Source organism: Corynebacterium glyciniphilum AJ 3170 (genome assembly GCF_000626675.1).
Classification (GTDB): Bacteria; Actinomycetota; Actinomycetes; order Mycobacteriales; family Mycobacteriaceae; genus Corynebacterium; species Corynebacterium glyciniphilum.
On the sequence record NZ_CP006842.1, the window covers coordinates 574,752 to 599,621 of the forward strand.

The window sequence follows — 24,870 nt, forward strand, 5'->3', positions numbered from 1 at the left end:
CTCCTACCTGCGTCCGCGGGTGATGATCCGGGCGAAGGCCATGGTACTGATCGCGCCGCCAAGACCGGCGAGAAGCACGACATCATAGGTGATGGACGAACTGTAGAACAGGCAGTACACCAGGAACCCGGCGATGATGGTGAGGAAGACCATATCGGCCAGAACGGCACGACGGGCGTCGTTGCGGGTAGACACTGCTCGCCACAGAACCAGCGCCATGGCAGCGGCGATGATCACCGCGGCCATCCCGGCGAAGATCCACAGGAATTGTGTGGGGGTCACTTCGACTCATCCTCTCTCTTGTCATTCTCGCCCGGTGGTGTCTTTTCCGGCGCAGAGTCGGTGCGAGGTGCCCCGTGGCGGCCCCGCAACCGGGACAACGGGGTGCCGGGGAGCCCTCGGCGACCACTGAGGTCCAGATCAGGCTGTGGCAGACGTGACCGGACCTCGAGTGCGTTGACAAGGGAGGCGATCGGTGAGGTGCGCCGTCCGCTGCGGGACGCCTTGGTGCCGCCGGTGGTTGGCGCGGGCTCCTGCGACTCAGAGAGGGCAGAGATGCCGCCGTCCTGGGACGGGGCGACCCGGGCAGGGTCGATGCCCTCCTCAGAATCCTCGGAATCGACGTCCTCGTCATCGAGGTCCAGGTCGGGGGGACTGAGTTCTTCGGCCAGCTTCCGGCGGCGCCGCTTCTCCTCCTCCTCGATTTTGCGCCGTTTCTCCTCCGCTGCTTTGCGGGCATTGGTCTTGGCGATTTTCTCGCGTTGCTCACGGGAAAGGCTGTCGAGATCCTTCTCGTCGAGATTGTCGTCCTGCCGCATAATTGCTGCGACGAAGGCGGCCGCATGCGGGGTCGAGTCGACCTTTTCGACGTCGAAGACCCCGTCCTCGCTGGCACGGCCACCACGGTTGCCGCGGTAGCCGCGGGGGCCGGGGACACCGCGCTCCACAAGGTGTTCCACGTCGAACTCGATCTTGCGCTTGCGTACGGACGGGGAGATCTTCGCCTCCATCACGGCCAGCGAGTGCAGCAGCTCCTGCGGGTCAGCACCGTACATGGCGTGGACCGCGAGGAAGCGTTGCACCCTGGTGAGCCCGTGCGTGCGGAACTCCGAGGTCGCCACAGAACTTGCGTCGTTGAGATTCCGCTTTCCTGCCGCAGCATCTTCATCGACCTCTTTGGGGCCGGTGACGCCGAGTGCGAGGGTGCCCGGAGTCATCGTGATGGAGGCGATGAACACGGCGATGTCCCTTTCCCGGGTCAGTCGCAGAGGATAGTAGATCATCACCGGAGCGATGTGACGACCAGTGGTGAAGGTGTCGTAGGCCATGATCGTGGACTCTTTGATGATCTGGCCCACGAGCCAGACCGAGTATGAGGCCCCGTGGCTGATCTGGTGGAGTACGTTCTTCAGTCCCATCACCGCGCTCCTTCCGTGGCGTCCGCCGTGTCCGGTGCGGCGGTGGTTGATCCGGAATCCGTGTGTGCCAGTCCGTACTCCTCAGACGGGAGCACGACGCCTACCGCCTCATCCGGGTCACCGATCACCGAGTGGACGTAGTCCGTGGTGTCGGTCAGGGAAGCGGCGGCATCCCCGGTGACCTGGGTGATTACTCCGATGAAGAGGAACATGCCGACGCTGATCACCATCATCGTCGCGCTCGGGAGGGTGAGCCGCACGCTGACAGCGAGGCTGGGGTCCATGTCCTGCTTGTCCATCGGTTTTCCCCAGAAGCACTTCCGCCAGACATGCAGCATGCTCAGCAGTGCGCCGATGGATGCCAGGATGACTGCGCCGACACCGACCCAGACCATGGGCCCGGAATCGCGCACCATGGCAAAGATAAGCATGAGCTTGCCCCACAGGCCGGAGAACGGGGGGAACCCGATCAACGACATGGCGGCCGCGGCGAAGACGACGGAGATCATCGGGTCCCGGCGCATCAGGCCGGAGAGCCGTCGGAGTCTGCCGGTGCCGTAGGTTTCCTCGACGGCGCCGGCGGCCATGATCATCGCTCCTGCGGTGATCATGTGGTGGAGCATGTAGAAGATCGCGGCGGACAACATCAGCTCGGCGCTGCCACCGAGGAAGGCCAGGGCTACGAGGATGAAGGGGATGCCGTTGACCATCTGGTAGGAGATCACACCACGCAGAGTGGTCTCACCAAGAGCTGCGAAACCACCGATCATCATGCCGATGACCGCAAAGACCAGGATCGGCAGGGCCCACCGCTGGTCGCCTTCGAAGATGGTCATGTAGACGCGCAGAATGGCGTAGACGCCGACCTTGGTGTGCAGGCCGGAGAACAGGGCCATCACCGACGGGGAGGTGGATCCGTAGGCCCGGGGAAGCCAGGTGTGCACCGGTGCGGCACCGGCTTTGACGGCCAGTGCGATCAGGACGATGCCAAGTGCGAGCCACAGCTGCCACTGGGTGCCGAAGACACCCTCGCCGAAACCGTCGGCACCGCGTTCCCCGGCTGCCCCCGCGAGGGCGGCCATGTTCGTGGTGCCCACGACTGCGTAGACGAGGGCGACACCGGACAGCAGGGTGAGAGAGGTGACCAGGTTGACCAGGACAAACGTCCGTCCCGCGGCAAGTCGGGCCCAGGTGCCGGTCATGGCCAACAGTCCGAAGGACGGCATGAGCATGACTTCGATGAAGACGAAGAGGTTGAACAGGTCAGCGGTGAGGAAAGCACCCCAGACCCCGGACAGGAGCATCAGCGTCATCGCAGGGTAGAACCGTGCCCGGGATTCGCCGACCGCTTCGGCGAACCAGTTCGCGGTGACGGCGACGACGGAGGTCGCCACGATCATCACCGCTGAGAGCGTGTCGGCGGCCAGAGGAATCGAGACACCGCCGACAAAGGAGCCGATGTTGTCCGCGACGACGGTGGTCTCCCCGCCACCGGACACCTGGGTCAACAGGAGTACGCCGCCGACGACACCTGCCGCGGGGACGAGGAGGCCGAGGGTACGGCGGGGAAGACTCCAAGGAAGGATCGCGGCGATGCCGGACGCCATCAGCGGGACGACGACAAACAGGGCGAGAAGTGTTCCGACGGTGTCGGGGTTCATCAGTAGTCCACCTCTCGGTCGCGGCGGCGCTGCGCCTGGGCTGAGTCTTCGTGGATGCGGTGAGCCGAGCGCCGGCCCACGGTATCCAGGGCACGGAACTCACGGCGGGCACGCTGGACGTCCTCACCGGAGCGGGTGTCGTCGTCGCGGCCGAGGGCGGCGAGGGCGAGCAACACGGCAGTGGTCGCCATGGAGATGACGATGGCGGTCAGGACGAAAGCCTGGGGGAGGGGGTCAGCAGCCTCTGCGGGCAGGGTTTTGTCAGCCAGTGGGTCCGAGCGCCAGGCACCGATGCCCGCTGCGAGGAGAAGCAGATTGACTCCGTGACTCATCAGCGTCGTGCCGATGATGACACGGACCATGCCGCGCTGCATCACCATGTAGACACCCGCCGCGACGAGGAGGGCGATGATTGCCGCGATGATCATCGGTTGTCACCGTCCTTTCCCTTGTCGTTGCCGTCGTTACCGTCGTTGCCACCGTGAGTGTCCCGGTGTTCTCGTTTCGTCTTTTTCTTGTTGTTGCGTTGCTCCTCGGCGACAGCGGAGGGGTTCAACGGCACGGCGGATCCGCCAGCGGTGACCGCGACTTTTGAACCCGCTATCGCCTGGAGTTCGGGACGTTCTGCCATCGGTTTCGACGGCTCGACCGGGCTGGCCTTGGACGGCTTGCCGGCATCGGCCCCGGGACGGTCGCGACCTCCCAGAGAGTTGAGCACGATGGTGACGATGCCGATCACGGCGAGGTAGACACCGCCGTCGAAGAAGAGCGAGGAACTGAAGTGCTCGGACCCGATGTAGAAGTGGATCGGGGCGAGGAAGCTGCCCTCGAAGAAGCCGAAGAGACCCGTGACCAGCGCCAGTATGATGCCTCCGCCGACGAACTGGTAGCCGAGGTCAGCTCCTCCGATGCGCTTGGCGTTCGGTTGGACGAGGTACCAGAACACCAGCCCGAGGGCGAGCATCAGCGCAGCGAGGAAACCGCCGCCGGGTGCCTGGTGGCCTCGGTAGAGGGTGACCGCGGAGTAGACCACGAGCACAGCGAGGAAAGGCCAGATGACCTGGCGTCCCAGAATTGAGTTGAGGTGGGTGCTGCGCAGGTACTTCGAGTAGAAGGGGGCGAGCTCGGGAACCTTGTGGACATCGGGGAACTTCGTGGAGCCCTCCTTGCGGAAGAGCTCTGCCGTGGAACCGGGGCCGTATCCCGGCACCGGGGACTTCGGCACCGAAGAGACGATTGCGGCGATGACGATACCGGCCATTCCGAGAACTGAAAGTTCACCGAGCGTATCCAGTGCACGGAACTCCACCAGGATTGCTGCCACGATGTTGTTCGCGCCGGAGACCTCCGGTGACTCACTGATGTACCACATGGCGAGTTCCGGACGCTCGTGGCGCCCGATGAGCAGCCAGACCCCGACGAAGACCACAAGACCGACGATCGCGGCCAGAGTGACGGCGAACTTCGTACGGTTTTCACCTTCCTTGAGGTAGAGCCGCGGCTGATGACGTACGATCAGCATGAGGAAGACGGTCACGATGAACTCGACCATGAGGTTGGTCATGGCCACGTCCGGGGCACCGAGGGTCAGCATGATCCAGGAGACACCCGCACCGGCCACACCGACCAGCACGACGGATCCCATCCTGGAACGTGTGGAGATGATCGCCATGGTGACGAGGAACATGATGAGCAGTCCGGCGATGTCAGTGAGGTTGTCGATGCCCTCGACACGCGGCGGAAGGGCACCGAGCTGCTCGAGCCCACCGGGGCCGAAGAACGCGGAGACGGTGAGGACCAGGATCATGACGAAGATCCACAGCAGATGGCCGTTCGGGCTCAGGGTGGTTCCCAGGCGGCTGACGAGACGCCCCCACCTGCTGGCCAAGCGCAAGGTGAAAGCAATGAGCTCGTTGCCGGTGAAGGGGAACAGCCGGTGATCCTCCATCCAGTCCGTGTAGGCACGGTGGCGCAGGGCCACGAGAACGGCGCCGAGGATGATGACCGCGATGGTGATGTACAGCGGAATCCCGAACCCGTGCCACAACGCCAGGTGTGAATGAGACTCGCCGGCACCGATCGAACCGACGACCGAGTCCAGCGGGGAGTCCATTGTGGTGAGGAACAGGACGACAGGAAGGGAGAGGACACCGGGGATGGCGGCGGGGAGCCAGAAGGAGACGGGAGCTTCCTTGACCTCGTTGACCGGGACGACGTCGGCGGTGTCCACGGCGGATCCGGAATCGATGAAGGCCCCGATCAGGTACTTTGCGGAGTACATGAAGGTTGCCACGGCACCGACGCCGGCAGCGATGAGCAGGATGATCTCCCAGGATGGCAGCAGCGGAGACTCGGTGAAGGACTCGAGCATGCCCTCCTTCGACACGAAACCGAGGGTCGGTGGGATGCCCGCCATACTTGCTGCGGCAATGGCTGCGGCGGTGAAGGTAGCGGGCATTCGGCGCCAGATCGAACCGAGCTCGCGGATGTCACGGGAGCCGTTCTGATGATCGACGACGCCGATGACCATGAACAGTGAGGACTTGAACATCGCGTGAGCGGCGGTGTGAAGGACCGCGGCAGCGAGGGCGTAGGGAGTTCCGATGCCGATGGTGGCGACGATCCAGCCGAGCTGCGACACCGTGGAGTAGGCGGTCAGGCGTTTGAGGTCGGTCTGCTGGTAGGCGAAGACGGCGGCCATCACCGCCGTTGCCATGCCGGCGATGATCAGCATCAGGTTCCAGACCAGCACGTCCGAGAAGATCCCGGAGAACCGGAGCAGAAGATAGATGCCGGCTTTGACCACGGCAGCGGCGTGCAGGAACGCGGAGACTGGCGTAGCTGCCGCCATGGCTTCGGGGAGCCAGACGTGGAACGGCAGTTGTGCGGCTTTGGAGAATCCGGCGAGGGCCACGAGGACGGCGACGATAGTGGTGAGGGAGGCGTTTCCGCCCCAGACATCGCTGGCGATGATCCCGGAGATGCTCGTGGTTCCTGTCGCCACGACGGAGATCCCCAGGGCGACCAGAAGGCTGAGACCACCGGTAAAGGTGAGGATGAGTGTCCGCACGGCACCGGGTTCGCCGGTGTGCCCGGCACGGGCGATGAGGAAGAAGGAGGCCAGGGAGACGAGCTCCCACCCGATGAACAGTACGGAGACGTCATCGGCGAGGAACAGGAGCACCACCGAGAGCATGAATCCGGTCATCAGGACGTAGAAATTCATGATGTGCTCCCCGCGGTGAAGATACCGCGCGGAGTAGGCGAAGACCGCTGCACCGATCAACAGGGCCAGCAGAGTGAAGAACATACCCAGCGAATCCATACGCAGGGCGAAATCGAGATTGGCCCCGTCACCACTGGCTCCGGGGACGATCCCTTCCACCCATGTGGCGGAGAAGACCGCGTCCTCCCCGTCTATGATGCCTCCGGCGTGGGAGAAGACGTAGGCGGCCACCCCGAGGAACACCGCGGCCAATGGCCAACCGGCGTTACGGTCGAGAGTTTTGACCAGGACCGGGGTTAGTGCGAGAGCTATGGCAAGCACCACAGGAACGACGATCAAGGTCACGGTCTCATCAACACCTCACAGTTGTTCTGACTCGGTAGCCGCCCCGTGGTTCCTGCGGATCCAGCCTGGACCCCGGTAACCCTCATGCGACGGAGCCAGTTTATCAGGCGTGTCGCACACAGGTTTCGGCGGGACTTTGCAGTAGTGGCGGCCCGCGCAGGTTGTTACCATCGGGAGGATGTCGCACACAGCATCATCCACACCGACGTCACCGGCAATGCCCCTGGACCTTCCCGCACTCGGTTTCGGCACCTACAAACTTCGGGGCACCGAAGGTAGCGAGGCGGTCGCCGGAGCGGTGGAACTCGGCTACCGGCTCATCGACTCGGCCTACAACTACGAGAACGAAGGCACCGTGGGCGCGGGCATACGCGCAGCAGTTGAACGTGGGCACGCGTCCCGTGAGGAGATCATCTACACCAGCAAGCTCCCCGGTCGGTACCACGAGAGGTCCGCTGCCCTCGCCACGGTGGAGGAATCCTACTACCGTTCGGGCATCGGCCCGATTGACCTGTATCTGATCCACTGGCCCAATCCGAAACAGGGCCACTACGTCGAGGCGTGGAAAGCGCTGATCGAGGCCCGTGAACGTGGGCTGGTCAAGCACATCGGGGTGTGCAATTTTCTTCCCGAGCATCTGGACATCCTGGAGAAAGAGACCGGTGAGTTGCCGGAGGTGAACCAGATTGAGCTCCATCCTGCGTTCCCTCAGGTCGGTGCGTTGGAGTGGAATACGTCGCGCGGCATCATCACCGAAGGCTGGAGCCCCCTCGGACGCGGCGCAGCCCTGGATAGTGCGCCGGTGCGCAACGCTGCGCGGTCGCACGACGCCACCCCGGGCCAGGTGGTCCTGGCTTGGCACCGTGCGGTCGGGTCCCTCGCTATCCCGAAGGCTTCAAGCAGGAAACGACAGCAGGAGAACCTGGATTCCCTGAAACTGGACCTCACTGCGGATGAAATCGAGTCCATTACTTCGCTGGGCAATCCGGACGGCCGCCTGAAGGGGCAGGATCCCGCAACGTACGAGGAGTTCTGAGTTCGTGAGTGCCTGACCCTCATCGAGGGAGAGGGCAACCAGTAGAACCAGTCGACCCAGTAGACTCAGTGACGTGACTACTCCTTTTTCGCCTCCCTACCGGCTCCGGCTGCTCAACGACTACGAGGTCGTCGTCGCAGGGCTCAGGACGATGCTTGCGCCCTACCAGGACAGGGTCCGCATCGTCGAGACGGATGTCGGCACCACCGGCCACCGTACGGCGGACCTGACTCTCTACGACACGTTCGGGCTGACTCAGGCCGACGGCTGCGAGATCGACGAGGTCCTTCGCGACCCGGAGGCGGGCCACGTGGTGATCTACAGCTGGAACATGCAGGCGGACCTGATCCAGACTGCCCTGAACAAGGGATGCAGGGGGTACATCGACAAGTCCATGGGTGCCGGTGTGCTGGTGGAATGCCTTGAGGCGATTGGTGCGGGAGAGGTGCTCGTCTCCGACACCGCGGAGATCATCGCTCCTGCGGAAGCTGTGGGTGTGCCCCCGACGGCGGCGGACCCGGCGCTCGCCCGGGGGACCTGGCCCGGCCAGGCCGAAGGGCTGACCGCCAGGGAAGCGGAGATCGTCGCGCTGATCACGCGAGGCCTTACGAATGCGGAGATCGCCACCCGTAGCTACATCACCATCAACTCACTGAAGTCGTGTATCCGTTCCGCCTACCGGAAGATGGGCGTGGAACGTCGATCGCAGGCCGTGCGATGGGGGATGGAGCACGGTATGGTTCCGCCGAGAAGGGAAAAGATCGCGCAGTAGGCTCAGAGACAGCGGAACCCCGCTCCCCGGACGCATACGGTGTCCGCGGGAGCGGGGTTCTTCTACTGCGCAGCAGGTGGATCTGCAGCTACCTTTTGCGGGTGAGGAGGCCGACGATCCCCAGCAGGATCACCGCGCCGACCAGGCAGGTGATGAAGCTGAATATGATGCCGCCGCCGGCGACGTCTACGCCGAACAGTGTCAGCAGCCAGCCTCCGAGGAAGCCGCCGATGACACCGACGACGATGTTGAGGATGATCCCCATGGACGCGTCGGTGCCCATGATCTTCGAGCCGATCCAGCCGGCGAGACCGCCGACGATGATCCAGCCGATGAAGCTCAGCGCCGGTGCTGAGTCTGCCGCGAGGATTAGCGTGGTGGATTCCATGTCATTCTCCGTTCATGAAGCGTCAGATGGTGCCCACGGACGGATGTCCGCGATGCCCTAATTTCCGGTGACCTTATTGATTCCCTCGGAAACCTTGTCCTTGGCATTCTCGGCAGCGTCCTTAACGCTGGATTTTGCCTGATCGGTCTTTCCGTCGCCCTTGAGGCGATCGTTGTCAGTGGCTTCACCAGCAGCTTCCTTGGCTTTCCCGGTGGCGTCCTCTGCCTTGTTCTTGATCTTGTCGTCGAGTCCCATGAGGGTTTCTCCTTTCGATCGTCGAAAACTATGTCAGTGCCCGAGTGTACGTGAATAACACGGCGTTGTGGGAAATGGAAGGAAAGAAATATTTTCCATTGGTGCTGATCAAAGTGCGTTGACACATACGGAAACTGCCGATCCGAATTTCGATAAAACGGGTCGACTGTGGCGGGTGATGCATGGAAATAACTAGACGATAATTCTGGGTTCTCCTTGCCTAGGTCTCGACCGTGGGTTCTCCGGTTGGTTCCGTCCGGGGCTCCTGGATGTCCATCTCGCGCAGATAGTCGGCGAAGCCGCCTGATACCCGGCTCGTCCGGCGGGCGGACGTGAGAACACGACCGCGGTCCGTCGCCGTCCACGGGACGCCGAGGTCCTTGAGCAGGCGTACCGTCGCCACATCCTCTCCCACCGGCAGCCCCGCGAACCCTCCGACGGCGAGCAGCCTGTCGAGTCGCACACCGAGATTCGCACCGTGCACGGCGACATGGTTCTCACCCAGGGTGTGCCGGGCCGACCACAACCGGACGGTCTCCGAATCAGGAGATTCATCAGGGGTCACCGTCCCGATGACCAGGTCGTGACCGGCATCTGCATCATCGCGCTGGCACGAGAGCCACTGGGGCGGGACCAGGGAGTCAGCGTCCGTGTGCGCCGTCCAGTGGCGTTCAAGCGCGATACCGGTGGACGCGCCCCAGGTCGTGGCATCTGCCACGCCGGCGTTGCGCACCGCACCGATGTGGGCGAAGTAGCCGGACAGGGTCCGGATTTCCAGGTCGGCGCAGCAGCCCCGTACGTCCTCCACCTGCTTCTCGCTGGAGTCTGTGCACCGGTCGAAGACCACGGTCAACGAGACCGGGAGATCCACCTGCCGTGCCGCGTCCGCGATTGCGTGGACGGCGGCACCAACGGTGGCGGCTTCATTGTGCACCGGCACGATGACGGACATCGCCGCCACAGCACAGGAGGTCTCCGCTGCGTACGTCACCGGCCGTCACCCCTGTAGGATGGGTGAGACCACATGACGATCTCGACGTTCCGGTCCGTGATCCGTAGCGACTCCGGCAGGTCGAGGGTCTCGGCGAGGACGGTATGGACGGCCGTGGCATCCAGCGGCCAGCCGACGACCGGATGCCGCCAGTGGCAGGCGAGGACGACCGGCGCGCCTGAATCCCGGATTCTGCGTGCGAGGACCCGCATCCGTCCCGGGCTGAGGAAGTACCCTGTTTCCGAGAGCACCACCAGGTCGGGGTGCAGCTCACCGTCGGTGGAGCCCGGATCGGACGGCCACTGCTCCGGTACCCGGCACTGCCGAAAGTCCACCCGCGGATCCTGGATGGTGCGGCGGGCCTCGGCAAGGGCGGCCGGACTGTCGTCGGCAGCGATGACCCGGTCGCAGTGGTCGGCGAGCTCAGCGGCGAGGGTGCCGACAGAGCATCCGATCTCGAGAATCGTCCCGGTGTGACGGTGCGGCAGCGCAGCCACGGTGAGTGCCCGTTTGCGAGCCTCGTACCAGCTGTTCCGGGTGGACCAGGGGTCGCGGGACTGTCGGTGCAGATCGTCGAGAGAGGAGTCTGCGCCAGAAATCGTCCGGATGAACGTCTCGGTCACGCGGGAGAAGTGTAAAAGTACCCCGTGGTTCAGGAGCGCCTCATTGCCGGGTTCCGGTCCGAGCGGTCGCACCTGAGACTCGTGGGTTGTGATCGCGGCCTGCTTGGATGCCCTGGCCGGCTCATCCAGTCTCAGCGAGAACAGTCCTCCGTCCTGGGAGAGCATCGGAAGGTCGGACGGGGACGCCCAATGCCAGAACCACAGCGGTGCTTCCAGATGAACGGCATCGGTGCGCCAGGCTGCCGTGGATGCGGCGAGTGCGGCTGCATGGTGGTCCGGATGACGGTCACCGCGCCACGTCGAGATGAGCAGGCAACCGGAGCCGTCGCCGACGGCCTCGACGACGGCCGCTGTCATCGAGTCGGTGTTCTGTGCGGTCTTTCCGTCCGGCAGGCCCAGGAAACGCAGGTGTGCCTGTGGAGCGAGGCGTGTCACCGCCGAGGTGCATTCACAGCGACGAAGGGGTGCGAGGTCCTCCGGAGAGTGCGTGGGAGAGCCGGGATGGGAGGCTTCCCCGTCGGTGGCGACGACGACGTTGACGGACATGCCCTGCGTGGCGGCCATCGCGATGAGACCACCGCACATGAGGGTTTCATCGTCCGGGTGTGCCGCCAACACCACGAGTCGGCTGAACTCCATCAGCTCCAGCGGATCCGGGGGCCCGCAGGCGACCACGTTCGCCGCCTGCCACGCAGATTCGTCAGTGCCGCGGTCACGGTGGTCGAAAGACGCCATCGTCATCATCGCCCACCCCAGACCGTGGGAAGGCCGTCGAGGGTGTGGGAGCCCACGGTGGCGAGATCCTTCTCGGGTTTGTGCTGACGCAGGTAGACCTGGAGATCTGCGACACGGCGTGCGTAGTCGTCGTCACCGGTCAGCGGTGCGGGTCCGAGGGCGTGCAGAACGCTGGTGAGGGTCATCTCGCACGCGTCGTGGACGATCCCGCGGACGCGGAGCACTTCAGCCCATTCGGGACCGCGGCCGTCGTCTTCCCGGTCAGCCTGCGCGGCGACCTGGTCGAGAACGGCACCGGCAGCGGACAGCACGGAGTCGCAGCGGCCCAGGTGCCACAGACTGATCTGGTCGACTCCCGCTCCGGGAGTGCCCGAATCAGCAGTCTCGGCCCGGTGCGACAGATGCATGTGCAGTGTCTGGGCCAGAGCCGTGGCGGCGCCCCACCACACCGCGGCAACGCCGACGCCGCCGAGGGCGAATCCAGGACGCGTCAGGTACCACTCTTCGGGGCCGACGTCATGGGCATGGACCGTCTCGAAGTCCAGGGTGACTGTCTCGACGTCGCGCAGACCGCGAGAGACCCACGGTGCATCGGCGACAGTCACCCCATCCTCGTCGAGACGGACAGCGAAAAGGGTGCGTCCGGTGTCCGAGGTCCAGGCACTGACGAGAGCATGACTCAGCGACCCCGCCAGCGAACACCACGGCTTTCGGCCTGTGAGACGCCAACCGCCCTCCGGGTCGCGTTCGGCACGCAGCGGCACGTCGCCGCCTTCCGCGGCAAAGACACCCCAGGTTGATCGTTCGGGGACGAAGATCACCGGATTGAATTCCCGTGCCTGATCGAGGATCCCGAGTGCATCGAGGTGTGGCTCCACGGCCCGTGCCACCGTCAGGTCAAGGGCACCGAGTTCGGCCAGACCCTGCCACAGCCGCCGCGCGTTACCGGGCGACTGCAGCCCGAGAGCTGTCCGGATCGAGGGCGCCAGGTCCAGGGCCTTGCGTGCATCCCCCCGTGCCCAACGGACCTTGGACTGAAGCGACACCGGAAGGACATGGTGTTCGCCGTACGGGGTGAAACGCGTCATCCGTCCAACGCTAGGAGAACGCTGAGGCGCAGGACACACCCCTGAGGGTGGGATCGTGTGTAGCTTACAGCGGCATGTGGATGAGAAAAACACCCTCCGTCCTGCCTGCGCAGGTCGGAGGGTGTTCCTCTGGCTGTCGGGGTAGCGGGATTTGAACCCACGACCTCTTCGTCCCGAACGAAGCGCGCTGCCAAGCTGCGCCATACCCCGGTCTGGAACGGCACACCTCATCCCTCGCGGGAATCACTGTGTCGCAACAGATAAGCACTATAGACCGACATCCGGCCTGCTGGCAAAACAGCTGTACACGCCGGTGTCAGGAGGAACGTTCCACGATCCTGAGTACCGTCGCCGACGGGCGGCAGAACGTCCTGAACGGGACGTACTTCGACGTCCCCAGGCCGTTGGTCACGTGTAACCACATCCGCTCGGACCAGCGGGAGAGCCCCGACACCCGTGAGTGGTCGATCCCGCAGTTGGTGACGATCGCCCGTCCTCCGGGGAGGCAGAGCTGGCCACCGTGTGTGTGGCCCGACATCATCAACTGGTAGCCGTCCGCGGCGAACTCGTCGAGAACACGGGGCTCGGGGGAGTGCGACAGGCCTATGGCCAGATCGGCCTCCGGATTGGGGGCGCCGCCGAGTGCCGCGTAGTCGTCTCTGTCGAGGTGGGGGTCATCCACTCCACCGACCGCCAGTTTCACCCCGGCGGTGGCGAAGTCGACGCGACGATGGGTGGCGTCCTCCCACCCGTGTTCGACGAAGGCCGCACGCATGCCCCGCCACGGCAGGTCGACGTCACTGGGTTTGTTGCGCTTTCCCAGCAGATAATTGAACGGATTAACCGGGTGGGGCGCGTAGTAGTCGTTACTGCCGAAGATGAACACCCCCGGACGCCGCAGCAGGGGGCCCAGGGCGCGCAGGACGGCGGGTACGGCCTGTTCTTCGCCCAGATTGTCGCCGGTATTGACGACGAGGTCAGGTTCCAGGGCATCGAGACCGGCGACCCAGTTCTGCTTGAGTCGCTGACCGGCCAGCATATGCAGGTCGGAGATGTGCAGGACCGTGAAAGCGTCCTGACCGTCGTCCAGAGTGCCGGGATCCAGCACCGGCACGGTCACCTCGTGCAGGACGAATGCACGGGTCTCGATAAAGGCCGCCGCCGCCGTGGCAGCGCCGACCGCGGTCAACGCGCCAACAGAGGAGAGGGCCTTCGAAGCGATCCGGGACAACGCACCCCGGTTCCGTTCCTCGCGGGGCACGGTCTGACGGCGGGAAGCGGGCGGGTGTTCTGGGCTGCGTCGGTTACTCACCCTGCCCAGTGTAACGGCGGGTACCCGACCCCCTACTCGAACTCGTCGAGTGTCATATTCCAGCCGGTAGTGGTCCGCTGCTGTGTCGCTGAGTTGCCGGCGCTCGCAGCGGTACCGGACGTGTCCGCAGCATTGCGGTACCGGGTGGGATTGCCCCGGTCGTAGTTGCGGTCGTACCGCGGCAGACCGGTGCCGCCGTAGCTGTCGATGATCGAGTTCGCTGCGGTGAAGAATGCCCGCGCCGGTTCATTGCCGCCGTACAGATCGCCGCTTCCGCACTGGCGCAGGGGAGAGGTGCACAGCGGGGACGCCTGGGAACCGTCGTTGAAGGCGTAGGTGGCACCGGCCAGGCCCGGGGTGAAACCAAGGAAGCCGGCGGAGAGGCTGGTCTCCGTCGTGCCGGTCTTCGCGGAAATCGGGCCGCTCCACCCTGATGCGTCCGCAGCACCGGACGCCGTACCGTTACGCACGTCGCCGCCCATCCCGTTGGCCAGGGCATCGGCGACACCGCGGGAGAGGGCCTGTTCACAGGGCGGGGTGTCCAGCACCACGTCCTGCCCGCTGCGGTCCTTGACCGACAGGACGGGGGACGGCTCGCACCACCGGCCGTGGTCGGCGAGGCTGGCGGACACATTCGCCAACTCCAGCGGGTTGACCTCAAGTGGGCCCAAAACGAAAGACCCCAGGTTGCTGTCCTTGATGAACTCGGACACCGAACTCTCTCCGTCGTAGGACCCTGGTGCACCGTAGGACCGCAGGCCGAGTTGCACGGCGATATCAGTCATCCGATCCGTGCCGAGTTTCTCCGCCATGGCCACGAACGGGGTGTTGGGGCTGGTGGCCAGTGCCTCCCGCAAGCTCATCCGGGGTTTGAAGTCGCCGGCGTTCTCCACGCAGTAGCGGTTCTCCGGACAACCGACGGCACCGCCGCTGCCCATGCCTGACACCTCGATGCGGGACGGGACGTCGAGAGTGGTGTCCAGGCCCATGCCGTTCTCCATCGCCGCGGCAGCCGCGAAGATCTTGAAGACGCTGCCTGCACCGTTGCCTTCGGAGGTGTGGGTCACCGGGAGGACGGTCTCACTGACGTCGGCGTCGAGCCCGTAGGTCCGGGACGATGCCATCGCGACGACCTCGTGGGCGTCATCGGTGGGTGCAATGAAATTGGAGGTCAATGACACTCCGGGGGTGGAGGCGTCGGCCTGGGAGCGTACCGAGTTCACCGCGGCGTCCTGCGCGGCAGGATCCAGGGTGGTGCGCACCGTGTACCCGCCCCGGGCGAGCTCATCGGTGTCCAGGTCGTGATCCTCGAGATAGGAGAGGACGTAGTCGCAGAAGAAACCGGCGTTGTCGGCCCCGATGCAGCCGTTGGCTTGACCGACGGGGTTCTCGTTCACTCCGAGGGGCTCGTTGACGAAGCGGTCGCGCTCTGCGGGGCTGAGCGCGCCGGTCGACGCCATGGCGTTGAGAACGTCGTTCCGCCGTGTTGTGGCGCTCTCCGGGTTCGTCCACGGGTCGTGGGCGCTGGTGGACTGCACCATGCCGGCCAGTAGGGCGGACTGCGGGACGGTGAGGTCGGATGCGGTGGTGGAGAAGTAGGTGCGGGCGGCAGCCTCGATGCCGTAGGCACCGTTACCGAAGGAGATGAGGTTGAGATAGCGGGTGAGGATCTCGTCCTTCGAGTACCGCTTCTCGAGGTCGGTGGCCATCTTCATCTCCCGCAGCTTGCGGGTGGCCGAGGTCTCGGTCGCCGCGGCGCGTTCCTCGTCGTTCGCGGCATCGATGAGCAGCAGGTAATTCTTGATGTACTGCTGGTCGATGGTGGAGGCGCCCTGTTCCACACCGCCGCTGGAGAAGTTCGCGGCCAGCGCCCGCAGGGTGCCCCGCACGTCGACACCGTCGTGTTCATAGAACCGCCGGTCCTCGATCGCGACGATGGCCTGTTTCATGCTGTCAGCGATCTCGTCCTCACCGACCGAGTACCGACGCTGGTCGTAGAGGGTGGCGAGGGTATTCCCGTCGCGGTCCGTGATGGTGCTGACCTCGGGAAGCGACTCATTGTCGTCGATGTCGGCCAGGTCGCTGTCCACAGTGTCGGACCCGGCGTTGACGGCGAAGCCTGCACCCCCGACCAACGGTATGGCGGCGAAAGCGGTCAGCACGCCGATCATGACGATGGCGAGAATGAGTGTGGCCGCGTTCCTGAGGTATGTCACACGCAAAGGGTATCGGATGCCGCCGGTGAGGGGGAGTCCCCGCCGAGATCACCGACAGGGGGAGTTTTCGGGGGTGGCGCCGGGCCGGGGATGTCGCCGGCATGAGGACGGGGTCATTCGCGGCCATGGTGCGTGCCCGATAACAGCGCCGATGGATTCCGGTGGCGGAATCGCCTATCGGTGACGGACATCACAGCTTCTCGGCCCACGGGCTTCTTCATGTGATGACCAGCACATTTTCTGGGATGTTCGCTCCATTGGGCCACGGGAACCCGTCTGATGTGCTGCAGGACGGGGAAATCTCGCATCGGTACGTGTCGAGGTGCCCCGGTGGGCGGAAGCCGTCCGCCGTACGCTCGGGACGCCGCCCGGTGATGTGCCACACACTTTCTCGGAGCATGTGCGATTCGACACTTCTAAATCTGTGTGAATACACTTACATCCAGTTTGCTGATGATCACTTCCGGGGTCTCGATCTCCGGAGCCGGGGATCGTCAATCCCCGGCCACTAACCACAGCGGAAGGACATCATGACCGCATCACTCCGACACCCTGACAGCACCACCGGCGCCACCTGTACAGACGCAGCTGCAACCCCCGAGGTTCGTAGCGGTAGCCAGGGCGTCCTGCACCGAACGGCGGGTCAGGTGACCACCCGCGAGTCCTTCAACAACCGGGGTGAATGGATCACCCAGGCGCACTGCCGCAACATTGACCCCGAAGAGCTGTTCGTCCGTGGTGCGGCTCAGCGGAAGGCGGTGGCTATCTGCCGCCACTGCCCGGTGGTTCTCCAGTGCCGTGCGGACGCCCTCGACAATGACGTCGAGTTCGGTGTGTGGGGAGGTATGACCGAGCGTCAGCGCCGTGCCCTGCTGCGCAAGCATCCCGACGTGGAGAGCTGGGCGGACTTCTTCGCCGGCCAGCTTGAGGCATCCCAGAGCTGATTCCGCCTGGTCCTGCTGCTCCCGCTCCGGCCCTGTTCCGCGCGGCCGGAGCGTTTGTATACTCGTCGGCATGACTCAATGGGAATACGCCACCGTTCCGCTCCTGACCCACGCGACCAAGCAGATCCTCGACAACTGGGGTGAAGACGGCTGGGAACTCGTGTCCGTCCTCCCCGGACCCACCGGCGAGCAGCACGTCGCCTACCTGAAGCGGGAGAAGTAGTAGATGGCCGGCGATACAGGCAAGGTCTCCGCCCGCCTCACCGAGCTGGCGATCACGCTTCCCCCCGTCGCGGCACCGGTCGCCGCCTACGTGCCTGCGGTCCAGGCCGGTGACCTGGTCTTCACCTCGGGCCAACTGCCGTTCACCGACGGTGCGCTGCCCGCCACCGGGGCTGTCGGCGAGGGTGCTGCCGTGACCCCGGCGGACGCCACGTCCTACGCCCGCACCGCCACCCTCAACGCACTGGCGGCGATCGATGACCTCGTCGGGATCGACAATGTCCGCCAGATCGTCAAAGTCGTCGGCTTCGTGGCCTCCGCGCCGGGCTTCGGTGGGCAGCCTGCGGTCGTCAACGGTGCCTCCGACCTGCTCGGCGAGATTTTCGGCGAGGCTGGTGCGCATGCCCGCAGCGCCGTCGGTGTCGCTGAACTGCCGTTGGGAAGCCCCGTCGAGGTTGAGCTGATCGTCCGCGTGGCGTAGCTCCCCGCCCGGGGACCACCCCCGCCGGGCCTGTCGATTGGCGTTCCCCACAGTAGGATCGGTGACATGGAGCACCCCGCGTACAGCCAGTTGCGTCCCGTCACCCCCTCTGTTGGAGTGGTTCTGTGTGACAACCCCAGCTACCAGGCCCTCGAGGGCACCAACTCGTGGGTCATCCGGGCTCCGGGTGACACGGCGAGCGTCATCGTCGATCCGGGTCCTCACGATGAAGGTCACCTCAATGTCCTCCGGAGGAAAGCCACCGAGGACGGCGCAGAAGTGGCGCTGATCCTCCTGACACACCATCATCCCGACCATGCCGACGGGGCGGGTCGCCTGCGACAACTCGTCGGAGCCCCTGTGCGTGCCGTCGACAAACGCTACTGCATCGCCGGGGACCCCCTCGTCGACGGCGAAATCATCCGGTGTGACGGCTTGACCCCGAGTATCGACGTACTTGCCACGCCGGGTCACACCGACGATTCGGTCTGCTTCGCCGTGCACACCGACGGCGGAACATCCAGAGAGGACCTCGAGGGGATCCTCACCGGCGACACGATCGCCGGTCGACACACGACCATGATCTCGGAGACCACCGGCGACCTGGGGGACTATCTGGAGTCACTGAGACTGCTCGCACGGCGGGGATCAGGAGTACGGATGCTGCCAGGGCACGGTCCCGACCGCGATGACACCGCCCAGTTGGCGGTCAAGTACCTTCAGCGTCGTGAGCACCGGCTGCGGCAGGTCGCCGCGGCTGTGGCGACACTGGGCGAGGACGCGACCGTCGGACAGATCGTTGACGAGATCTACACTGACGTCGATCCGGTGCTGCGTGACTCGGCCAAGCAGTCCACCCGTGTCGCCTTACGGCATCTCGGCAAGCTGTAGGTGGGTGTCGGTTTCAACGGCTCTCCGTCGAGGAGTGTGACCGGTCCGGGGAGACCGCAAGGATCAGCAGCACCAGGCCTATCAGTACGAGGCCGATCCAGCCCAACGGCGCGAGCCGCTCTCCGACGACGAGCACCGCCAGGAGGGCGGCGACGGCTGGCTCGAGCAGCGTCACCGTGGTCGCCGTGCTCGGGGAGAGACGGGTGAGTCCGTAACCGAATAACACGTATCCCAGGAACATGGGGACCAGCGAGATATAGGCGGCCACACCCAGCGTCGTCGCGGAGTTCAGGAGAGGCGTACCGGTCACCAGCAGCACAGGTACCAGCAGGGCTCCGCCGACCCCGAAGACCGATCCCATCGCTGCTGCCCGTCCCGTCCCGGCGAGCATGAGGCGGAATGCCACCCAGGCATACAGTGCATAGGACACCCCGGCCAGCAGGCCGAGCGCGATGCCGGCGAGGGCCGCTGATCCGTCGGCGGTGGTGTCATCGCTGCCGGATGCCGCACTGATCAGAACGGCGCCGGTGATCCCGAGCCCGGCGGCACTGCTCCACCAGGGGCCCAGTGACGCTCCTCCGGTGAACTTCTCGACGACTCCGGCGGCCAGGGGTGCCGAGGCCAGGGAAATCACCGTCCCGACCGCCACCCCGGCCAGGTGCATCGAACTGTAGAACGCCAGCGGGTACGTGAACACGGCGAGCCCGCCCAGCACGACCAGGCCCCTGTGCTCCTTGAGCAGTGTGCGGGTGCTCCACAGATCAGGGGCCGCGATCAGTGCCTGCAGTAGGCCGCCGACGCCGAGGGACACGGCCCCGATTGCCAACGGACCGACATCCTCGGCGAGACTGGCAGCGGTGCCTGTCGTGCCCCAGAGTACGGCGGTGACGGTGACGGCCAGGAGTGCGGGAAAGCGGGAGGGGCTCATGCGGTGCAGGGGGAGCCGGATGTTGCCCGCCGGACGATCTCCTCGGCGAGGTCACGCGCATGGTGCAGGTGCTCTGTCGTACCGTCCAGTCCCGAGCGTGTCATGGCGCCCTCCAACAGGAAGGACAGGTGGCCGGCGGTCGCGCGGGCTGCGTCTTCGGTGTCTTCGGTGTCTTCGGTGTCCCCGGTGTCCTCGGCCAGGGGACCCGGTTTCAGTGCCGCCAGCAGGAGGTCTTCGATCTCCTTCTTGTGTCTGCTCACCTGGGCACGGGGCGGCGAGCCGGCCGGGAACTCGGCGGCACTGTTGAGGAGGCCACAGCCGCGGAAGCGCTGCCCGTCGGCCTCGGCGTGGTCGGTGTAGGCGTCGAACACGGCGAGGACCCGGTCCGTCGGTGCGGGCCCAGCGTGCCGGAGACGGGTGTCATAGAGGCCGAGCCACTGGTGGTGTCGTTGCTCGATGAAAGCCGCGATGAGCTCGTCCTTCGACGAGAAGTTGTTGTACAGGCTCTTGCGGGCGACACCGGCGTGATCGACGATGGTGTCGATGCCTGTGGCGGCAATCCCTTGTTCATAGAACAGTTCCGTGGCAGCGGCGAGGATACGCTCGCGGGCAGGGCGGCGTCGGGTCTCGGGCACTGTCGTCTCCTTCGTCGTCCGCGGACAGTTAAGTAGCCAGATCAGTCTACCTACTTTTCCGGAGAGTTGAGACCCGGAGGTACGGCAATGTCATTCAGGTGCCAGGATCGGTCGGCTCCACGGCGCTGTGGCGACAGATCCTGGCACCTGATTCACAAGGATCCGGTAGCCCGGGGACGGCAAAAAGCGTGAGTTACCGTTCCGCCTTCCCGGGTGCCGGTGTGGCCGGGCCGGGAAAACGGGACGGTAACTCACGCTGAGACGAGAGTTGCCGTGAAGTCGGGGTCAGCGGGCGCGCTTGGCCAGCCGTTCGGTGTCGGAGATCAACACCGACTTGCCCTCCAGGCGGATCCAGCCACGGTGAGCGAACTCCGCCAGTGCCTTGTTGACCGTCTCGCGCGATGCGCCGACGAGCTGCGCGATCTCTTCCTGGGTCAGGTCGTGGTGGACGCGCAGTGCACCACCCTCCTGGACGCCGAACCGGTTCGCCAACTGCAGCAGTGCCTTGGCCACACGGCCCGGAACGTCGGTGAAGATCAGGTCGGCCAGCGTGTTGTTCGTACGGCGCAGGCGACGGGCCAGCACCCGGAGCAGCTGTTCAGAGATCTCGGGATGGTCCGAGATCCAGTCATGCAGCATCTGGGAGTCCATGGTGGCGGCGGTCATCTCGGTGACACACACGGCTGCGGAGGTGCGGGGCCCCGGATCGAAGATGGACAGCTCGCCGAACATGTCGGACGGCCCCATGATCGTCAGCAGGTTCTCGCGACCGTCCGGCGCGTGCCGGGCCAGCTTCACCTTGCCGCTGATGATGATGTAGAGCCGGTCGCCCGGTTCACCCTCGTCAAAGATGGTGGTGCCTCGTGGGAACGTCACCGACTCCAACTGCTCGATGAGTGCGTTGACCGCGGTGGCCTCGACACCCTGGAAAATTCCGGCGCGAGACAGGATCTCAGGTACTTCACCCATTACTCGTCTGACTCCTGGTCTTGGTACTGTTCGTCTGCTGTTCGGTGGCAAGCTGGTGGTGCTGGCGATGCTCTGGCCGACCGTGACAGGTTGGTCACACCGGCCCCCGAAAAGGGTCACTCCACACAATACAGCGTAGGGGGCATCTTCTGTGGAACGCGGGTTAGACTGTCTCCACCATGGTCGCCACATCACCCTCTCAATCCTCTCAATCGCCGCACCCCGCTGCCCGTCGCCGCCTGTCCGGCGAGAGTCCGCTGGCGCTGACCCGGCGGACCCGCTGGGTCAACCGGACCTTGGCGCAGGAGTACCCGGACGCACACTGCGAGTTGGACTACTCCACGCCGCTGGAACTTCTCGTAGCCACGGTGCTGTCCGCGCAGTGCACGGACAAACGCGTCAACCAGGTCACTCCGGGGCTGTTCCGGGAGTTCCCGGATGCTGCTGCGTACGCCGGTGCCGACCGGGAACGGCTGGAGGAGGTCATCCGTCCGACGGGTTTCTTCCGGAACAAGGCATCGAGCCTCATCGGCCTGGGGGCCGCACTGTGCGACGAACACGGTGGTGAAGTCCCTGGAACGATGCAGGAGTTGGTCGCCCTGCCTGGTGTGGGCCGCAAGACGGCGAATGTCGTGCTGGGCAATGCCTTCAACGTGCCCGGTTTCCCGGTGGACACCCATGTCGGGCGGGTGGTCCGCAGGCTGGGACTGACCACGCAGACCGACGCTGTCGCCGTGGAGCGCGAGATCACCGCGATGGTGGAGAAGAAGGAGTGGACGATGTTCTCACACCGGTTGATCTTCCACGGCCGACGCGTGTGTCATTCCCGTCGGCCCGACTGCGCCAGCTGTGTCCTGGCGCCCAAGTGCCCGTCATTCGAAGCAGGAGACCAGGCGGGAGTGCGGGAGTGACCGGCTCGGACGAGACTGCTCAGGCCCCGGACGGTTCTGATGCCGTGAGTTCGCGGCTGCGTACCGTTCTACTGGTCGTGGTGGTTGTCGTCGGACTGGCGGTTGCCGCTGTGCCGATGATCATCTCGTTGACCGGTGGAGAGGACCCGGCGACCTCGGCTGCGCCGACGTCGTCCGTCCCGTCCGGCTCTGCGGAACCGGTGCCGGACGGGACCACCTCACCTGACCCGGCCGGCACGTCCTACGACGTTCCGTCGGACCAGCGCATGTCCTGCCCGTCGCCGGAGGGCAGTACCCCGCTGGCACCGGACGCCGAGCTCGCCGACGTCGTCCTGCCGTGCCTGACCGACGGCGGCGGGGAATCCACCGTGTCGGTGGCCGAACTCGTCTCGGGTCGCCCGACCCTGGTCAATGTCTGGGCATGGTGGTGCGGCCCGTGCCGCCAGGAACTGCCGGTGCTCCAGGAGGCCGCCGAAAAGCATCCGGAGTGGAACATCATCGGGGTGCACGCCAATGAACGTGGGCAGGCCGGGGTGGACCTCCTGGCTGACCTGGATGTCCGGTTCGCCAGTTTCCAGGATTCGAACGGAGCCGTCGCCGCCGCGGCATCCCTGCCGGCCGTCGTTCCGCTGTCGGTGGTCTACAGTGCCGACGGTTCGCGTCTGGAGATGCATCCTGGCGAGCTGACCTCCGTGGAGCAGGTGGAAGAGCTGATGACACGTAGTATGGGGAACTCATGAACCGACCCATCGAGCGCCCAGACGAGTTTCCGGAACGGGACCACTCACTGGAGGACTGGCTGTATGCCGCCCAGGCGCAGCCGGAGCTCCCCGCTGACCTGCCGGGATGGGTCCGTGCTCTTGTCGGTGCAGCACGTACGGATGCCGGGGAGGACGCCGCGGCGGGGATCTTCAGCGAACCGGCGCGGACCGTTCCCGAAACAGGCCCGGACGGTACACCGCCGCGGTACTCGGCGGTGCTGGTGCTGCTCGGCGAGGACGGGGCAGGGGAGAAGACCGTCCTGTTGACCCACCGCAATCCCCGAATGCGCACCCACTCCGGGCAGATCGCCTTCCCCGGCGGTCGCCGCGAGCCCCAGGATGCCGGTCCGGTGGACACCGCCGTGCGTGAAGCGGTGGAGGAGACCGCACTCGACCCTGCCTCTGTCGTACCGGTGATGGTGATGGACCCGTTGTACATCGATCGGACGAACCACGCCGTCATCCCCGTCATCGCCTGGTGGCGGGCACCGGGGCCGGTGCACCCGGCGACGCAGGAATCGGACTGGGTGCGTGCCTACCCGGTGGCCCGCCTGGCGGAGCCCGCCCTCCGCACCAGGATCGGATTCCTCGGCTGGCACGGTCCTGCCTTCGACGTCGACGGGTATCTCCTGTGGGGATTCACCGGTGGCGTCGTGGACGCCCTCCTGCAGATCGCCGGATGGGATCAGGCCTGGGAGGATCCGTGGACCGACGGGGAGCCTGTCGAGGTGGGTGACCTCTTCGCAGCACTCGAGGCGTCCCGGAACGGCGAGAACCTCGCCCCGGCTGTCCTCGGCGACCGTCTGGGTGGCGAGCTCGAGAACGACAACGGTGAGAACGAGAACGGGAAGGAACCCCGATGAGCGGTTCGGTCATCGTCGATGTCGCCCTGGTCGTCATCGCACTGTTCGCCCTGCTCTCCGGCTGGCGACAGGGCGGTTTCTCCGCCCTGCTGTCGCTGGTCGGTGTGCTCGGTGGTGGTGTACTGGGCCTGCGGATCCTGCCGTGGGTGATGGGCTACGTCGACGGGGACACCCAGCGTTTCCTCGCTGCACTCGCCGTCGTCGCGGGGTCCGTCGTGCTCGGATACACGCTCGGATCAGTGATCGGCGGACGCCTGCGTGACCTCATCCGCACCCGGGTGGCCCTGCGCGCGGACTCTGTGGTCGGGGCGCTTGTACAGGTTGTCACCACCGTGGTGGTGGTCTGGCTGATCGTGGTTCCGGTGGCCGGCAACAACTCCGGGGACCTGGGCAAGTCGGTGCGCGGCTCGTCGATTCTCTCCGGGGTCAGCGACATCGCCCCGTCGTGGCTGGAGGCGCTCCCGCAGCAGACGGCGTCATTCTTCAGTGACTCCGGGTTCCCCGTGATCACCGACCCGTTCGATGACGTCCCCTCGGCCGAGGTAGACGCACCGGACACTGCATTGTCGGACACTCCGGTCGTCGCCGAGACCCGTCCGTCACTGGTGCGTGTCTTGGGAGAGGCTGAACAGTGCAGTCGGATCCTGCAGGGATCCGGCTTCGCCGTCGAGCCGGACCTGGTCATGACGAACGCCCACGTTGTCGCCGGTACTGGACGGGTCGCACTGGAGACCGTGGACGGGGACGCCGAAGGCGAGGTGGTCTACTACAATCCGTCGGAAGACATCGCCTTGATCCGCACCACGGACGGGACGGCGCTTCCGCCGCTGGACTGGGCCGACCGTCCTGCGGCCCAGAATGACGATGCCATCGTCATGGGGTTCCCGCTCGGTGGCCCGTTCCAGGCCACTCCGGCGCGTGTCCGTGAGATGTTCACGGTCTCCGGACCCGACATCTACGCGGACACGCGCGTGGACCGTGAGGCCTACACGCTGCGCGGAACGGTGGTACAGGGCAATTCAGGCGGGCCGTTACTCGACAGGGACGGTCGTGTCCTGGGGCTCGTCTTCGGCGCTGCCGTCGGGGACTCCGATACTGGATACGCCCTGACCAAGAATGAAGTTCTCTCCCATGTCGGGGACATCGCGTCCTACCGCGACCCGGTGGACACGCAGAAGTGCGTGGTCAGCTGAGGCAGT

25 protein-coding genes and 1 tRNA gene are annotated in these 24,870 nt (G+C 65.3%); 10 read left to right on the top strand and 16 right to left on the bottom strand.

The features are described 5' to 3' along the window. Window positions 1–3: 3 nt before the first annotated feature. Genes CGLY_RS02665 through CGLY_RS02685 form a run of 5 tightly spaced genes read right to left on the bottom strand, consistent with a single transcriptional unit; the run spans window position 4 to window position 6,650 of the window. Entirely contained in the window at window positions 4–282 is a 279-nt protein-coding gene (locus tag CGLY_RS02665; RefSeq protein ID WP_038545955.1) for a monovalent cation/H+ antiporter complex subunit F, read from the bottom strand. Beyond that, complete coding sequence (locus tag CGLY_RS16625; protein ID WP_081803745.1) at window positions 279–1,418, bottom strand: Na+/H+ antiporter subunit E; 1,140 nt, start codon at window positions 1,416–1,418, stop codon at window positions 279–281. Before CGLY_RS16625 ends, CGLY_RS02665 begins: the two co-directional genes overlap by 4 nt. Further along, window positions 1,418–3,079 (bottom strand): monovalent cation/H+ antiporter subunit D family protein, encoded by a 1,662-nt coding sequence (locus CGLY_RS02675; RefSeq protein WP_052539534.1) that lies wholly within the window; start codon window positions 3,077–3,079, stop codon window positions 1,418–1,420. Before CGLY_RS02675 ends, CGLY_RS16625 begins: the two co-directional genes overlap by 1 nt. Continuing rightward, complete coding sequence (locus CGLY_RS02680; RefSeq protein WP_038545959.1) at window positions 3,079–3,507, bottom strand: sodium:proton antiporter; 429 nt, start codon at window positions 3,505–3,507, stop codon at window positions 3,079–3,081. Before CGLY_RS02680 ends, CGLY_RS02675 begins: the two co-directional genes overlap by 1 nt. Next, entirely contained in the window at window positions 3,504–6,650 is a 3,147-nt protein-coding gene (locus CGLY_RS02685) for a DUF4040 family protein (protein ID WP_052539535.1), read from the bottom strand. The genes CGLY_RS02680 and CGLY_RS02685 overlap by 4 nt, the downstream gene beginning before the upstream one ends. 178 nt (window positions 6,651–6,828) lie before the next feature. On the opposite strand from CGLY_RS02685, the gene CGLY_RS02690 reads away from it, so the two are divergent. Then, window positions 6,829–7,686 (top strand): aldo/keto reductase, encoded by an 858-nt coding sequence (locus CGLY_RS02690; protein WP_052539537.1) that lies wholly within the window; start codon window positions 6,829–6,831, stop codon window positions 7,684–7,686. A gap of 73 nt (window positions 7,687–7,759) precedes the next feature. After that, window positions 7,760–8,458, top strand: coding sequence for a response regulator transcription factor (locus CGLY_RS02695; RefSeq protein ID WP_038545965.1), 699 nt, complete (start codon window positions 7,760–7,762; stop codon window positions 8,456–8,458). 88 nt (window positions 8,459–8,546) lie between these two features. Here the strand turns inward: CGLY_RS02695 and CGLY_RS02700 are convergent, their stop codons facing one another. From CGLY_RS02700 to CGLY_RS02735, 8 genes are all read right to left on the bottom strand, one after another. Then, complete coding sequence (locus CGLY_RS02700) at window positions 8,547–8,846, bottom strand: GlsB/YeaQ/YmgE family stress response membrane protein (protein WP_052539540.1); 300 nt, start codon at window positions 8,844–8,846, stop codon at window positions 8,547–8,549. Window positions 8,847–8,903: 57 nt separating this feature from the next. Further along, complete coding sequence (locus CGLY_RS02705) at window positions 8,904–9,101, bottom strand: CsbD family protein (protein WP_038545967.1); 198 nt, start codon at window positions 9,099–9,101, stop codon at window positions 8,904–8,906. A 220-nt stretch (window positions 9,102–9,321) separates the two neighbouring features. Next, window positions 9,322–10,092 carry a glycosyltransferase gene (locus CGLY_RS02710; RefSeq protein WP_052539542.1) on the bottom strand — a complete coding sequence of 257 codons (771 nt, stop codon included), beginning with the start codon at window positions 10,090–10,092 and terminating at the stop codon, window positions 9,322–9,324. Continuing rightward, window positions 10,089–11,456: a bifunctional PIG-L family deacetylase/class I SAM-dependent methyltransferase gene (locus tag CGLY_RS02715; protein WP_158407365.1), complete on the bottom strand. Its 1,368-nt coding sequence runs from the start codon at window positions 11,454–11,456 to the stop codon at window positions 10,089–10,091. The genes CGLY_RS02710 and CGLY_RS02715 overlap by 4 nt, the downstream gene beginning before the upstream one ends. Beyond that, complete coding sequence (locus tag CGLY_RS02720) at window positions 11,456–12,538, bottom strand: acyl-CoA dehydrogenase family protein (protein WP_052539546.1); 1,083 nt, start codon at window positions 12,536–12,538, stop codon at window positions 11,456–11,458. The genes CGLY_RS02715 and CGLY_RS02720 overlap by 1 nt, the downstream gene beginning before the upstream one ends. 136 nt (window positions 12,539–12,674) lie before the next feature. After that, window positions 12,675–12,748 (bottom strand) — tRNA-Pro (locus tag CGLY_RS02725). A 106-nt stretch (window positions 12,749–12,854) separates the two neighbouring features. Next, window positions 12,855–13,769, bottom strand: coding sequence for a metallophosphoesterase (locus tag CGLY_RS02730; protein WP_052539547.1), 915 nt, complete (start codon window positions 13,767–13,769; stop codon window positions 12,855–12,857). A 113-nt stretch (window positions 13,770–13,882) separates the two neighbouring features. Next, window positions 13,883–16,066: a transglycosylase domain-containing protein gene (locus tag CGLY_RS02735; RefSeq protein ID WP_320406899.1), complete on the bottom strand. Its 2,184-nt coding sequence runs from the start codon at window positions 16,064–16,066 to the stop codon at window positions 13,883–13,885. 530 nt (window positions 16,067–16,596) lie between these two features. Here CGLY_RS02735 and CGLY_RS02740 point away from each other — a divergent pair. From CGLY_RS02740 to CGLY_RS02750, 4 genes are all read left to right on the top strand, one after another. Then, window positions 16,597–17,010: a WhiB family transcriptional regulator gene (locus CGLY_RS02740; RefSeq protein ID WP_038545970.1), complete on the top strand. Its 414-nt coding sequence runs from the start codon at window positions 16,597–16,599 to the stop codon at window positions 17,008–17,010. Window positions 17,011–17,080: 70 nt separating this feature from the next. After that, entirely contained in the window at window positions 17,081–17,233 is a 153-nt protein-coding gene (locus CGLY_RS17345) for a DUF4177 domain-containing protein (RefSeq protein ID WP_075814027.1), read from the top strand. Window positions 17,234–17,236: 3 nt separating this feature from the next. After that, entirely contained in the window at window positions 17,237–17,713 is a 477-nt protein-coding gene (locus CGLY_RS02745; RefSeq protein WP_038545973.1) for a RidA family protein, read from the top strand. A gap of 66 nt (window positions 17,714–17,779) precedes the next feature. Next, window positions 17,780–18,604, top strand: a complete 825-nt coding sequence (locus CGLY_RS02750) for an MBL fold metallo-hydrolase (RefSeq protein ID WP_038545976.1) — start codon at window positions 17,780–17,782, stop codon at window positions 18,602–18,604. 13 nt (window positions 18,605–18,617) lie between these two features. Here CGLY_RS02750 and CGLY_RS02755 read toward each other — a convergent pair whose 3' ends face one another. From CGLY_RS02755 to glxR, 3 genes are all read right to left on the bottom strand, one after another. After that, entirely contained in the window at window positions 18,618–19,532 is a 915-nt protein-coding gene (locus CGLY_RS02755) for a DMT family transporter (RefSeq protein ID WP_038545979.1), read from the bottom strand. Continuing rightward, on the bottom strand, window positions 19,529–20,167 hold the full coding sequence (locus tag CGLY_RS02760; RefSeq protein WP_038545982.1) for a TetR/AcrR family transcriptional regulator: 639 nt from the start codon (window positions 20,165–20,167) through the stop codon (window positions 19,529–19,531). Before CGLY_RS02760 ends, CGLY_RS02755 begins: the two co-directional genes overlap by 4 nt. Before the next feature lie 285 nt (window positions 20,168–20,452). Beyond that, window positions 20,453–21,136, bottom strand: a complete 684-nt coding sequence (gene glxR, locus CGLY_RS02765; protein ID WP_038545985.1) for a CRP-like cAMP-activated global transcriptional regulator GlxR — start codon at window positions 21,134–21,136, stop codon at window positions 20,453–20,455. 179 nt (window positions 21,137–21,315) lie between these two features. Between glxR and nth the strand changes: the two genes are divergently transcribed. Genes nth through CGLY_RS02785 form a run of 4 tightly spaced genes read left to right on the top strand, consistent with a single transcriptional unit; the run spans window position 21,316 to window position 24,864 of the window. After that, complete coding sequence (gene nth, locus CGLY_RS02770) at window positions 21,316–22,047, top strand: endonuclease III (protein WP_081803747.1); 732 nt, start codon at window positions 21,316–21,318, stop codon at window positions 22,045–22,047. Further along, window positions 22,044–22,787: a TlpA family protein disulfide reductase gene (locus tag CGLY_RS02775; RefSeq protein ID WP_227590354.1), complete on the top strand. Its 744-nt coding sequence runs from the start codon at window positions 22,044–22,046 to the stop codon at window positions 22,785–22,787. Before nth ends, CGLY_RS02775 begins: the two co-directional genes overlap by 4 nt. Then, complete coding sequence (locus CGLY_RS02780) at window positions 22,784–23,671, top strand: NUDIX hydrolase (RefSeq protein ID WP_081803748.1); 888 nt, start codon at window positions 22,784–22,786, stop codon at window positions 23,669–23,671. Before CGLY_RS02775 ends, CGLY_RS02780 begins: the two co-directional genes overlap by 4 nt. Beyond that, window positions 23,668–24,864: a MarP family serine protease gene (locus CGLY_RS02785; RefSeq protein ID WP_038545988.1), complete on the top strand. Its 1,197-nt coding sequence runs from the start codon at window positions 23,668–23,670 to the stop codon at window positions 24,862–24,864. The genes CGLY_RS02780 and CGLY_RS02785 overlap by 4 nt, the downstream gene beginning before the upstream one ends. Window positions 24,865–24,870 lie beyond the last annotated feature (6 nt).

Coding starts and splice junctions, on each gene's coding strand:
- CGLY_RS16625 (WP_081803745.1), bottom strand. CDS start 1,418: ATGGGACTGAAGAACGTACTCCACCAGATCAGCCACGGGGCCTCATAC.
- CGLY_RS02675 (WP_052539534.1), bottom strand. CDS start 3,079: ATGAACCCCGACACCGTCGGAACACTTCTCGCCCTGTTTGTCGTCGTC.
- CGLY_RS02680 (WP_038545959.1), bottom strand. CDS start 3,507: ATGATCATCGCGGCAATCATCGCCCTCCTCGTCGCGGCGGGTGTCTAC.
- CGLY_RS02690 (WP_052539537.1), top strand. CDS start 6,829: ATGTCGCACACAGCATCATCCACACCGACGTCACCGGCAATGCCCCTG.
- CGLY_RS02700 (WP_052539540.1), bottom strand. CDS start 8,846: ATGGAATCCACCACGCTAATCCTCGCGGCAGACTCAGCACCGGCGCTG.
- CGLY_RS02705 (WP_038545967.1), bottom strand. CDS start 9,101: ATGGGACTCGACGACAAGATCAAGAACAAGGCAGAGGACGCCACCGGG.
- CGLY_RS02715 (WP_158407365.1), bottom strand. CDS start 11,456: ATGACGATGGCGTCTTTCGACCACCGTGACCGCGGCACTGACGAATCT.
- CGLY_RS02720 (WP_052539546.1), bottom strand. CDS start 12,538: ATGACGCGTTTCACCCCGTACGGCGAACACCATGTCCTTCCGGTGTCG.
- CGLY_RS02740 (WP_038545970.1), top strand. CDS start 16,597: ATGACCGCATCACTCCGACACCCTGACAGCACCACCGGCGCCACCTGT.
- CGLY_RS17345 (WP_075814027.1), top strand. CDS start 17,081: ATGACTCAATGGGAATACGCCACCGTTCCGCTCCTGACCCACGCGACC.
- CGLY_RS02745 (WP_038545973.1), top strand. CDS start 17,237: ATGGCCGGCGATACAGGCAAGGTCTCCGCCCGCCTCACCGAGCTGGCG.
- CGLY_RS02750 (WP_038545976.1), top strand. CDS start 17,780: ATGGAGCACCCCGCGTACAGCCAGTTGCGTCCCGTCACCCCCTCTGTT.
- CGLY_RS02755 (WP_038545979.1), bottom strand. CDS start 19,532: ATGAGCCCCTCCCGCTTTCCCGCACTCCTGGCCGTCACCGTCACCGCC.
- glxR (WP_038545985.1), bottom strand. CDS start 21,136: ATGGGTGAAGTACCTGAGATCCTGTCTCGCGCCGGAATTTTCCAGGGT.
- nth (WP_081803747.1), top strand. CDS start 21,316: ATGGTCGCCACATCACCCTCTCAATCCTCTCAATCGCCGCACCCCGCT.
- CGLY_RS02780 (WP_081803748.1), top strand. CDS start 22,784: ATGAACCGACCCATCGAGCGCCCAGACGAGTTTCCGGAACGGGACCAC.
- CGLY_RS02785 (WP_038545988.1), top strand. CDS start 23,668: ATGAGCGGTTCGGTCATCGTCGATGTCGCCCTGGTCGTCATCGCACTG.